9 protein-coding genes are annotated in these 11,044 nt (G+C 69.3%); 2 read left to right on the forward strand and 7 right to left on the reverse strand.

The features are described 5' to 3' along the window. Positions 1–514: 514 nt before the first annotated feature. Positions 515–1,681 carry a hypothetical protein gene (locus tag ACFCY1_RS32255; protein WP_375876853.1) on the reverse strand — a complete coding sequence of 389 codons (1,167 nt, stop codon included), beginning with the start codon at positions 1,679–1,681 and terminating at the stop codon, positions 515–517. Between the two features lie 204 nt (positions 1,682–1,885). Between ACFCY1_RS32255 and ACFCY1_RS32260 the strand changes: the two genes are divergently transcribed. Continuing rightward, positions 1,886–2,326: a hypothetical protein gene (locus ACFCY1_RS32260; protein ID WP_375876854.1), complete on the forward strand. Its 441-nt coding sequence runs from the start codon at positions 1,886–1,888 to the stop codon at positions 2,324–2,326. 28 nt (positions 2,327–2,354) lie between these two features. Here ACFCY1_RS32260 and ACFCY1_RS32265 read toward each other — a convergent pair whose 3' ends face one another. The 4 genes from ACFCY1_RS32265 to ACFCY1_RS32280 all read right to left on the reverse strand — a co-directional run bounded on the left by ACFCY1_RS32265 (position 2,355) and on the right by ACFCY1_RS32280 (position 5,192). Next, positions 2,355–2,516: a hypothetical protein gene (locus tag ACFCY1_RS32265; protein ID WP_375876855.1), complete on the reverse strand. Its 162-nt coding sequence runs from the start codon at positions 2,514–2,516 to the stop codon at positions 2,355–2,357. Next, entirely contained in the window at positions 2,513–3,589 is a 1,077-nt protein-coding gene (locus ACFCY1_RS32270; protein ID WP_375876856.1) for a hypothetical protein, read from the reverse strand. The genes ACFCY1_RS32265 and ACFCY1_RS32270 overlap by 4 nt, the downstream gene beginning before the upstream one ends. 263 nt (positions 3,590–3,852) lie before the next feature. Continuing rightward, positions 3,853–4,782, reverse strand: a complete 930-nt coding sequence (locus tag ACFCY1_RS32275) for a hypothetical protein (RefSeq protein WP_375876857.1) — start codon at positions 4,780–4,782, stop codon at positions 3,853–3,855. Next, positions 4,779–5,192, reverse strand: a complete 414-nt coding sequence (locus tag ACFCY1_RS32280) for a hypothetical protein (RefSeq protein WP_375876858.1) — start codon at positions 5,190–5,192, stop codon at positions 4,779–4,781. The genes ACFCY1_RS32275 and ACFCY1_RS32280 overlap by 4 nt, the downstream gene beginning before the upstream one ends. A gap of 701 nt (positions 5,193–5,893) precedes the next feature. Between ACFCY1_RS32280 and ACFCY1_RS32285 the strand changes: the two genes are divergently transcribed. Beyond that, a complete protein-coding gene (locus ACFCY1_RS32285; RefSeq protein WP_375876859.1) occupies positions 5,894–9,691 on the forward strand; it encodes a CHAT domain-containing protein in 3,798 nt (1,265 codons plus the stop codon). Between the two features lie 376 nt (positions 9,692–10,067). Here the strand turns inward: ACFCY1_RS32285 and ACFCY1_RS32290 are convergent, their stop codons facing one another. Both ACFCY1_RS32290 and ACFCY1_RS32295 read right to left on the reverse strand, forming a co-directional pair. Further along, the gene (locus ACFCY1_RS32290) at positions 10,068–10,445 is read right to left on the reverse strand and encodes a hypothetical protein (RefSeq protein WP_375876860.1); all 378 of its coding nucleotides are present in this window, start codon (positions 10,443–10,445) and stop codon (positions 10,068–10,070) included. Between the two features lie 150 nt (positions 10,446–10,595). Next, positions 10,596–11,044: WD40 repeat domain-containing protein (locus tag ACFCY1_RS32295; protein WP_375876861.1), on the reverse strand; the 449-nt coding region annotated here is incomplete at its 5' end.

Genomic DNA, 11,044 nt, shown 5'->3' on the forward strand with positions numbered 1-11,044 from the left:
CACGCTGATCAGGCCAGATACGCGCTCACTCACCAGGTGGGGCTACCCACGGAGCCGCCAACCGCAGCCATTTTCACTCAAAGTGACGCAGAGCCATCTTGCGTTGTCCGCTCTCAGACGGCCCCAGGATCTTCTTGTTCTTGTCGTCCCGCGGCTGACCCCCGCACTAGCGGGGTCAGCTGGCGGTCCAGGTCCTGGGCGGTGGCGGCCATCGTGGCGGCGGAGGCGACGGAACTGTCGCACACCGGGCACTTGCGGGATCAGCTTGTCGGCGGACCTGGCCGCCGCATTGCCCCGGATCTGGAAGGCGAAGAGCGCGTCGCTCCGGACGCTGGGACGGGAGTGTTCCGACAGCGGCACGATGACCGCGTGGTAGGACCCTTCTTCTGCCGCCTCCCAGAGCCCAGCCGACCTCCTGGCGACGCCGGGCGAATCAGTGGCCAGTGCGGCCGGCCGTGACCCATCGAGTGGACCGACAACGACACGGCAAATACGGGGGGTTCGCCCGTCGTGTCTATTCGGCGGGATCGGTCGGCAGTGGGACGACCAGGGCGTCGAGGGCCTGTTGGGCCCGGCCGAGGTTGTCCTTGCCGGCGCGGCGGAGGCCGGCTTTGGCGTACTTCTCGACCATGGTGGTGGACTTCCAGTCCTCGGTGATGACCAGGATCTCCGCGGCGCTGTAGCCCTGGGCGGCGAGGTCGGCGGGGACGCCGGCGCGCAGGCCGTGGCTGGTGGCGTTCTTGGCGTCGAAGCCGGGAGTGCGGGTGACCATGCGCCTGAAGGCGCGGTTCACCGAGTGGCCGGTCATGCCGGTTCCGGAGGCGGGGACGGGCATCAGCCGGCCCCACCGGGTGATGCCGCGCAGCAGCGGCAACTGCGGTTCTGCCTGGCCGAGTTCGGCGAGCAGTGAGATGTAGGTGCGGACGACGGTGATTGCTACCGGGTCGCGGACGACGTACTCGCGGCCGGTGGACCAGTGGTCGTTCTTCGACGTGCGCTTGCCGACGACCATCTGCTCGGTGCCGTCCTCCAGGCGCTCGAAGAGGACGGAGTCGATGCGGTAGGCAGCCTGCTCGGAGCGCCGGGCGCGGGTGCGGTAGCCGAGGTGCAGGATGGTCAGGTCGCGCCAGCGGGCGAGCGGGATGTCGGCGGTCGTGCCCTGCTGGAGGTGGGCGATGCGGGCGGCGTCGACGGGCGGGCTCGACCTCGGGGTGCGGCGGGCGCGGGCGTGCTCGGCGGCCTGCTTGCGGATCAGTTCGGCGGTCGCCTTCTTCGGGGGCCAGTTCTCGTACCCCGCACGGGCGTTGGCGTCGCGGATGGCGGCCATCGCCAGGCGTAGCGAGCTGACGGGCGCGCCTGTGCCGTCGCGTCCGCCGCGGCGGCGGAGGTGGGAGACGTAGGAGACCATGTTCGCCTCGCTGGTGCGCGGCCCGGGGTGGCGGCCGTTGTCGGCGCACCAGCGGGCGAAGTAGCGCCACTGCTCGGAGTAGGTCTGGCTGGTGCGCGCCGGCCGGGCGGAGGCGAGGTCGTCTGCCGCGTCCTCGGTCAGCGTCTCGTTGGGGTCGACCCCGGTGAACGCGAACTGCACGAGGGCCTGACCGTCGTCCACCAGCTCGCCGATCACCACCTCGGTGGAGCGTTCGACCAGGGCCGGCAGGTCGTCCGACGCCTCGGCATCCATGGCGCTCTCCTTCCGGCACGGCGGGCTGATGATCCGTCCGGGACAGCCTATCTGTACCAGCCCCTGTGTTGCGTCCTCTAAATCCAGTTAGAGGACGCAACACGTTTCTTGGTACACAATCCGAGCCGGATGCCGCCCTCGCGTCTGTAACACGTTTGTCGAGGTTATTTGTGTTCAGCCCCTCAAGCTGCCAAGGTGTCCGTCATGAAGATCACGATCACCGTGGAGAATCCGACCCCCGAGGTGCTCGAGAAGCTGCTCGCCCTCGCCGCCACGCCGACGGCGGTCGTGACCGCGGTGCCCGACGACCGCTGGACGCCGGAGCGGGCCCGCTCGTACTACGACCGCCTCCCGCCCCGTGCACAGCAGATCCTGCTCCAGGTTGTCGAGGGCCAAGGCGAGTGCGCTGCCGAGGAGTTGAAGGCGAACGGCCGGAGTCTGCGGGGCTCCACCGGTGCGTTCCGCCGGGTGCTCTCGGAGGGCAAGCGGACCGGCCTGTGGCCGGACGCCCTGCCCGTACCGCTGGTGTCCCACATCGTCGGCGGACAGCTCAAGAAGCTAGAGGTGCCCGGCTCCGGCACCGAGCAGTACGCGCGGTTGGCCTTTGAGGAGGGATTGCGTGAACTGCTACGCCGTGATTTCTGATGAATCCTTCGGATGGTGCCCATGCTGACTAGTGCCGTTCATTTTCTGCCTCGTGCCAGTTGCGGCGAACCTCATGCCATGCTCGGATGAGTTTCGGTATCTTCTCCAGGATTTCCTGAAGCTGGGAGATGATCAGCGCGACCGTTCCGAGCATTGCCAGGACAAATAGCGAGATGGTGTCCCAGTTCACGAGTTGTCCTTCTCGCCAGGGATTTGTGATGGCCTCTCATGGTCAATGGGCGATGAAACATCGGGGCTGCTCTTCGGGAGGACCCGGTCGAGCCACTTTGCGGGGGCGCCCAGGCTTGCAAGCGTCTTTCGCGTGGTACCGGCGTGGGGGTCCGGTCCATGGCGAAAGCGTAGTTGCAGGCCGCCTTGGCCGACGTCATCAGGATGTTCGAGGTGGTAGGTGCACTGGAGTGTGTAGATCCTGTGACCCAGTTGTTGGTGAGGGTCGCAGGAACAGTACCGGCGGCGAATCCGAAGCGGGACTCCCCACACAGGGTCCATGAGCTGGTTCAGGAAGGCATCGTGGTTCAGCCTGATGCCGCGTACGGTGTCCAGCTCGAGGATCAGTTCGCCGTTGTGGATCCATGACCGGCTCAAATACGCAGTGCTGGACGTGTGGAAGACGGCGAGGCGGCGCAGCAGCGCGGATCCGAGCCAGTCGAGGCGTCGATAGGAACGCCAGAGCCGAGGGTATTCCCGGATGTGTTTTTCTTCGTGGTTGGTCAACTGCTGAGCTCGCCATAGCCCCGGATGCCCTGCTTTCCCCAGGCGGTCCCAGCGTTCATCGATTTCTCCCGCCCAATCCGTTCCGGGCGCGCCGCGCAGAATGAGGTGGCATCCGCCTCCGGCAAGGGTGAGGTGGAGATCCGGGCCGTCGATGCCTGTTACGCGAAGACCCACGACGCCGTTCACTTGTACGCCGGGCTCGGCATCGGGTAGCAGCTCGTCGAGGGCCTGAGCACTCCGGGGGTACAGGGTGCCGTCGAAGAACGTGGTGTGGCTGTCAAGGCGCAGAACCGCTGACTGCGCCATCGCCTGGACAGACGAAATGCCGAAAGGATGGGCCCACCATTGACCCCCGCTGCAGAGCTTGGCGAAGATCTCGGCTTCGAGATGGGCCTGCCGCATGGGCGCGACGGCAAAAGGTGAGTGGTTGTTTCCACCACTCAATGTCTTCTTCGCCGCGTGGAAAGGCTCACCCGTGTAGAGCTGCCGCGTTCGTGCAAGCTGGTAGAGACGCCCACCGTTGGTCATCTGCGATCCGGTCTCCGGATACCGTCGCCCTGGGCATCCAGCAACTGATCTGCAAGCCCCGTTCGAGGGCATGGGTGGACAGTGCCAGAGGATCTGCAGGCGGGGCTATGGCCTCTTGACCCCTCGTGTGGTCCTGCCAAGGAGCGACGCAGAACCAGGGGGTGGCCTCCTGAAGGCCATGACAAAGTCTGGGGCATGGTGAGCGCCGGACGCAAGTGGCGAGCGTATAGGGATGTGGCGTGTCGTCGGGGTTCCCGGTCGTCTCATGGCAGTTGTCGCGGTACCGGTGCTCCGGCGAGGCGCAGGTGTGCGCTGATGGCCTGTCCGGTGCCGGCCGCCGTCGCGGTGGCGGGGACGGCGAGCTGGGATGCCAGGTCGTTGAGGTGAAGGTCGGCAGCGGTCTCGATCATGAAGGCCAGGACATCGGCGGTTCCTGGGGCTCGCTGTGCGGCGGTGGCGAGTAGGGCCAGACCGATCAGGAGGGCCGGCCACCAGGCGGCGCCGAGGGCGGTGTAGAGCAATCCCCAGGCCGCCAGTCTGCTGACGGCGGCGTAGGCGTTGCGGGCGGCGGCGATGTCGTTGCGCAGACCGTCGGGCAGGACTGCCCACAGTCGCGGCCAAGCGGCTGCGGCGTCGTCGATCCCGTTGACCTCGGCCAGCCGTACGGCAGTCCGTTCGAAGCGGTCGCCGATCCAGGTCGGGCAGCTGGGGCGGGCGGGGCCCAGTCGGGCGCGGCGACGCTGCCAGGAGCGCACCCGGCTGGCGGCTTTCGCCGGAGCGACGTGGTGCCGCTGAGGGGCGGCGGCTTGGAGGATGGCGGATTTGAGTTCCCGGGTCGCGGTGTCCCAGCGGCGCTGGCGTCGGCGCAGGAACCATGCGGCCGACGGCAGGTCGACGGATGCCGCCCAGAGCCGTTCAATCGCCCCGCCGATCGCTCCGCAGAGCAGTCCGACGCCGGTGGCGGTGAGGAGGGTGGCAGCGGTGGCGAGGATGACGGTGCCGGCGGCGTGGGCGGCCGGGCTCGCGGCCAACTGGTTGAGCCAGTCGCTCAACCGCCCGACGGCGAAGGGCCGGTGCTGGCCGAGATGAAGAGCGGCGGCGAGCAAGCCGGTCCACAGCAGCCCCGGCAACAGGAGGAAGTTGACCCACCGCTCGGCGAGCTTCGTGCCGATCGCCGTCAGGAAGGTCGTCACGGGGCGGTCGGCGGATAGGGCTTCATCGGCCCGTTCGGCCCGTGGGCCGCACACGTGGGCGGGAGAGGTGTCTCATCGGCGGTGATGACCCGGTTGCACCGGTCGAGCGGGCAGGTCCAGCCGATGACGGCACGCTGACCAGCGATGCCGGGCGGAAGGAGGGCGATCCTGGGGGGAACGCCGTCCCGGCTGGTCAGTCCGATCATCCCGAGCCGGGTATAGGCGTCCTCCACGGCGTCGAGCAGTTCGGCGACCAGGGCGTTGTCGGGGTCGCCGGGCTCGGTGAGCAGTGCGAGGAGGTCGTTGAGCTGGGTCTCCGCGCCGGCGTCGCTGATGAGTTCACGGAGCGAGGGCCAAGTGCCGAGCTGGTCGCAGAGCGACCCGAGGCGTTCTCGTGATGCCAGGTCCATGTCCCGCCTTCCTGAGCGGAGTTACATCGTTCCGGATCCAATTCGACTTCACGACAAGGAGATTGGGAGTCTAGACCGTATCGTGTAGGACAGGGGCGCCATTGACGCAAGACGCGTCCGTGCAGTGCCGGGCGTCTTCCGAGGGGCCGGACGGGATGTCGGCACCGACGGGGCGGTGGCGCCGGAACCGGGAGAGGGGGACGGCCGTGCCCAACCGTGAATCGGCGCTCGCCGAGGTGAACGCCTGTGTACGGAGCGCGGCTCGGAACCCGGCTCGGCTCCTCGGCGAGGATGCCGCCTGGGCGGCGCGGGCCCTGGCCCAGGCCGCGACAGCCGGAACGGACCCCGTCGCGGCACACGCGCTGGGCTGGTACCACTGGGAGTGCAGCCGGGCTCTCGGCGGGCAGGAGGGGCTGGCCGACCGGGTCGCGGCCGTCCGGTACCTCGCGCCCGCCTATCGGAGCGACCCCCGGTCGGTTCCGGAGGACCTGCGCGACGATCTGGAGACCGCCTCCGGCGAGCACGTCCCGGCGGACTTCTACCGCACTGTCGGCACCCGGTACATCCGGACCCATGAGCTGCTGGAGGAGTTCTACCGACTCGGGCTGCGAAGGAGCCTGGACGAGGCGGTCGTCCGGTTCGTTCAGGCGCTGGTCCTGATTCCCGCCTTCCCCGAGCTCGCTGAGCTCGGCCTCCAGGAGGTGCGGGCCCTCGACGACCTCGGGGTGACCCTGTTCCGGCAGTTCCAGGAAACGGGGCGGATCGAGCGGCTGGAGCGGGCCGTGGGGGTACTGCGGGAGGCGCTGGCCGTCACCCCCGCCGACGACCCCATGTGGGCGCGCCGCCTCCACTACCTCGGACAGGACCTCTGGTTCCTGGCGATGCGTACCGGGCTGGCCCATGAGGCGGTTGAAGCGGTGGCGGTGATGCGTGAGGCGGCGGCGGCTACCGCGCACGATGAGCCGGAGCGCGCCGAGCGGCTCGGCGTCCTCGGCACCGCGCTGGGAATCCTGTTCGAGAAGACCGGGCACATCGATCAGCTTCGAGAGGCGGCCGAGGTGATGAGAGAGGCGGCGGCCGCCACCCCCGAGGGTGATCCGGCGCTGGCCAACCGGTTGAACGCGGTCGCGACGCTGCTCTGGTACCTGGCCCGGCACGACGGGCGTTCCGAGGCACTGACGGAGGCCGCCGCGGCGGCGCGAAAGGCGGTGGCCGCGACCCCAGCCGGCGATCCCGCCTTGGACGGTTACCTCCAGACCCAACTCGCTGTTCTGAACGCCCTGTCGGCGACGACGAGGGACGCGGTTGTGCTCGCGGACATCGTGGCGGCACGGCGTACGGCGGTGGCGGCTCTCCCCCAGGGCCATGCCGCACTCGCCGCCCGATGGAGTGCCCTCGGACTGGCGCTCAACGAACTGTTCGAGCAGACCGGCCGGGCCGCGCTGCTGGGCGAGATGGTCGAGGCGATGGGCGAGGCCGTCGCGGCCAGCGCCGAGGACGACCCCGCCTGGGCCCAGCATCTGCACAACCTGGCGCACGCACGTACGCTCCTCGCCGCACACGGCGGTGGGGTCGCACACCTGAAACGGGCGGTCGAGGACGCGCGGAGAGCGGTGGTCGCCACCCCTCCCGGCGACCCCAACCGGCCCTGGCTACTGAGTGAACTTGCCGGCGGGCTGCTCGAATTGTCCGACTACGCCGGTCGGGCCGAGGAACTGGAGGAGGCGGCGGCCCTCCTGCGGGAGGCGCTGTCGAGCACGCATCCCCGCCAGAGCGAGTACGGCGGGTTCGCCGGCAACCTCGCGACGGTGCTCTGGAGGCTGTCCGAGCGAACCGGGCGGACCGACATGCTGGAGGAGGCCGCCGAGGCGGCCCGGCAGTCGGTTGGTGCCGCTTCCGACGATCACTCCGACCGAGCGGACCTACTGAGTACGGCCGGATCGATCCTGATCAGACTGGCGAAGCTGACCGGGCGGACGGCCCTGCTGGACGAAGCCCTTGAAGCGGCACGGGCCTCCGTTGCTGCTACTCCGCAAGGGCATCCCCGCCGGGGCAGGACCTTGACCAATCTCGCGGACGTTCTCAGCCGACGGTTCGTGCAGACCGGCCGGGTGGCGGAACAGGAGGAGTCGGTCGAGGCATTGCGCGAGGCACTGGTCATCAAGATCCCAGAAGGTCTGGACCGTGGAGTGGCACTGCAAAGCCTGAGCTTCGGCCTCCAGCGTCTCTTCGAGAGGACCGGGCGGATCGACCAGTTGGAGGAGGCCGTAGAAGCCGCACGCGCGGCTGTGGCCGGGGTACCCGTCGACCGCTCCGACCGCTCGGACTATCTGGTGACCCTCGCGGAAACACTGGAGAAGCTCTCCGGCCGCACCGGTCGCAGCGATCTCCTGGAGGAAGCGGTCGAGGCGGCGCGCGAAGCGGTGGCCGCCACCCCGCTCGACGACCCCCGCCATGTCACGCATGTCAACTCCCTCGGATCCGTCCTGATGAGGAGCTTCGAACGCAGTCGGCGGACCGACCGGTTGGAGGAGGCCGTCGCCGTGATGCGGAAGGCGGTGGCGGGCACACCGTCCGACCACCCCGACCACTTCACTCACCTGGGGAACCTCTCCGCCGTGCTCACGCGCCTGTCGACGCACACGGCCCGCCCCGATCTGCTGGAGGAGGCCGTCCGGGCCGGACGCCAGGCCGTTGCCGGTACGCCTCCGGACCATCCTGCGCGGGTGTCCTGGCTGGTACAGCTCGGCTGGGCCCTGGAGACGCTGTTCAGGGACGGCGGGCGGCTGGGCCTGTTGGACGAGGCGCGTTCCTGCTACCGGGAAGCCATGGGGTCCACAGCCGGCGAGACGAGCGCCCGTGTCTCCGCCTACCGAAGCTTCGCGCTGCTCACGGCCGGGAGTGATGCGCCGGCCGCACTGGATGCGGTGGAGCAGGCGACGGACCTGCTGGAGACCCTTGCTCCGGGGAGCCTGCTTCGGAGCGACCGTGAGTACCAGCTGAGCCGACTCCCCGGTCTGGCCGAAGAGGCTGCCGCAGCTGCCCTGGCCGCGGACAGGCCGGTGCGTGCCGTGGAACTCCTGGAACGCAACCGGGGGATCCTCGCGGCCGAGGTGCTCGGCCGGCGCGACCACGATCTGACCATCCTGCGCGAGAGGATGCCGCACCTCGCCGACCAGTTCGACCAACTGATCACCCAGCTCAACGACTTGGACCACTCCGGGCCGACCGTTGACCGGGACCACGGTGCGGTCCGGACGGCAGAGGCCGCTCTGGCCGAAGCACGCCGGTTGGCCGACGCCCGACGGCGGGCGCACGAAGACCGGCGGATCCTGCTCGAACGCATCCGGGAGGTCCCGGGCTGCGAGGGGTTCCTCAAGGCACCCGGCATCTCCGACCTCACCCGTGCGGCACAGGCGGGGCCCGTCGTCTTCGTCATCGCGACCCGGAGCCGTCGTGACGCGCTCATCCTCACCGGCAGGCCGGAGGATCCCGTCCACACTGTTCCGCTGACCGCCCTCACCTACGAGCAGGCGCAGTTCGCAGTGCTACGTCTGCCGGGGATCCTCCACGCCGTCGCCGACCGGCACCTCCACCCGATGGAACGTCTCTTCGCCCAGGACGAACTGCTCCGGCTGCTCGCCGGGTTGTGGGACACCGTGGCCGAGCCCGTATTGACCCATCTCGGTCACACCGTGGCCCCCGAAGCCGGACAGCCCTGGCCCGAGGTGTGGTGGTGCCCCGTCGGCGTACTGGCCGGCCTCCCCCTGCACGCCGCCGGCCACCACACCGATCCCGTGGACCGGCCCGGCGGCCCCCGAACGGTGCTCGACCGGGTCGTCTCCTCCTACGCCACCACCGTACGTGCCCTCGTCCAGACCCGCCGCCGCAGCCTGTCCCCGTCCGACGACTCCACCCTGGTCGTGCCCGTCCCGGAGACCCCGGGAGCCCCACTGCCCGGTGTCATCGCCGAGACCGCAGCGATTACCCGGCTCGTCCCCGGCGCCCGGGTGCTCGCGGCCCCGACCCGTGCGGCCGTGCTGCGCGCCCTGCCCGACTGCCACATCGCCCACTTCGCCTGCCACGGTGCGACCGACGTGGCCGACCCGTCCGGCAGCCACCTCGTCCTCGCCGACCACGCCACCGGACCGCTCACCGTCTCCGACATCAGCAGCCTGAGGCTGTCCGCGGGTCTCGCCTACCTCTCGGCGTGCGACACCAGCGGAACCGTGCCGCGCCTGGCCGACGAGTCCATCCATATCACCGGCGCCTTCCACCTCGCCGGGTTCCAGCACGTCATCGGGACCCTGTGGTCCGTCGATGACCGTACCTCGGCAAGACTCGCCGCCGACTTCTACGCCCGTCTGACCACGAACGGAACCACGGAGCCCAGGCCCGAACTCAGCGCTCGTGCCCTGCACGACGCGGTCAGACGACTGCGCGCTGGCTACCCGTCGACCCCGACCCTGTGGGCGGCGTACATACATACCGGTGCGTGACGACCGAGTTCGTCTCCGTGAGACGGGTGCCGATTCCGCACCTCGGCCGGCGATCGGAGCCGGTTCGTGATCCGTTGGCCGGGCTGTTCGAGAAACTCGTGCGAGGGGGCCGCGACGACGTCGAAGTCGTCGAACCGGGAAGCCGTAGTGGCCCCTGGTCCAGCTGTTCGTTGTCCCGGGATACCTTGCTCCCTTCGAGCACACCACCAGGGGGAGCGTTGACGGAGTCTTGGTCGGAGCTGACCGACCGGTTGGTCATCACCGTGATCGCCGGGGATGCCGCCACCGTGCGGGACTGCCTGGAGCAGGGCGCGGCTCCGGACACCCCGGGCGCCGACGGCCTGCCCCTGCTCTGCGCCGCCGTGACCGGGTTCGATCACTCCACCGCCGAGGTCCTGATCGACGGGGGCGCTGACCAGCCCGTCTCCAGGGGCGGATCGAGATGGTGGACCGCTAGGACGTGCACCACGGTCGCGGGGATCCCCACCCGGCGCCTGTCGTCGGCCTTCAGCGTGTCCACCACCGGCACCGTCCGGAAGAGCTCGTTCCTCCAGTTGTCGTCCGTCGGCGTCGGAAGAGCCACGTCGCCGTTCCATTCGATCCCGTCCGCCGCAGTGTCGATCTCCCACCATGGCCAGCGCACCGAGACGTGGGACCGGGAGACCCCAGTGACCGTCACCTCGGTAAACGGACATGCCATCCTCAACACGTCGCCCGATCGATAGCCCTCGGCTCCAGGGGTCTGGCTGCTCATGGGCCAACTGGCACAATCCGCTGACCAGTGGTCTGTCTGTGCCGGCTACCGCCTGGTTCCCGCTCTGCTGTAGATCGTTTCCCAGACGGATTGTTCATAGTGCTCTTGCGCCTCGTGTTCTTTGGCTGGGCGCTTGGCTGACGGCCCCGTCTACGGTGTGGCGGGGGTCTGGGTGAGTGGGTCCGGGATGTCGGTGTTCGCCGAGTGAGGGGGCACGGAAATGTCGAACGCCAGGTAGCCCGATTCGGTGCCTGCGATGAGCAGGCCGCGGTGTTCCGTCAGTGCGTGAACCTGTTCCGGCAGGGGCAGTGCGTGCACAGTGCCAGTGCGCGGGTTCCAGATCCGCACCGTTCCGTCGCGGCTGGTGGTGGCAAGGCGGGCGGTGCCGTCGGGGGCGGTGAAGGCCGTCACCGCCAGTACCTGGCCGGTGTGGCCGCTCAGGGAGGGACCATCCTGGAGGCCTGTGGCGGGGTCCCAGATCCGCACCATTCTGAGGCTGGTGGTGGCGAGACGGGCGGTGCCGTCGGGGGCGGTGAAGGCCGTCACCGCCAGTACCTGGCCGGTGCGGCCGCTCAGGGAGGGACCGTCCTGGTGGCCGG

Source organism: Kitasatospora sp. NPDC056273, from assembly GCF_042268845.1.
In the GTDB taxonomy this organism is placed as follows: domain Bacteria; phylum Actinomycetota; class Actinomycetes; order Streptomycetales; family Streptomycetaceae; genus Kitasatospora.

What these genes read in the sequence shown, in the direction of transcription:
- ACFCY1_RS32255 (WP_375876853.1), bottom strand. Translation starts at nt 1,681, where the DNA reads ATGGATGCCGAGGCGTCGGACGACCTGCCGGCCCTGGTCGAACGCTCC.
- ACFCY1_RS32260 (WP_375876854.1), top strand. Translation starts at nt 1,886, where the DNA reads ATGAAGATCACGATCACCGTGGAGAATCCGACCCCCGAGGTGCTCGAG.
- ACFCY1_RS32270 (WP_375876856.1), bottom strand. Translation starts at nt 3,589, where the DNA reads ATGACCAACGGTGGGCGTCTCTACCAGCTTGCACGAACGCGGCAGCTC.
- ACFCY1_RS32280 (WP_375876858.1), bottom strand. Translation starts at nt 5,192, where the DNA reads ATGGACCTGGCATCACGAGAACGCCTCGGGTCGCTCTGCGACCAGCTC.
- ACFCY1_RS32290 (WP_375876860.1), bottom strand. Translation starts at nt 10,445, where the DNA reads ATGAGCAGCCAGACCCCTGGAGCCGAGGGCTATCGATCGGGCGACGTG.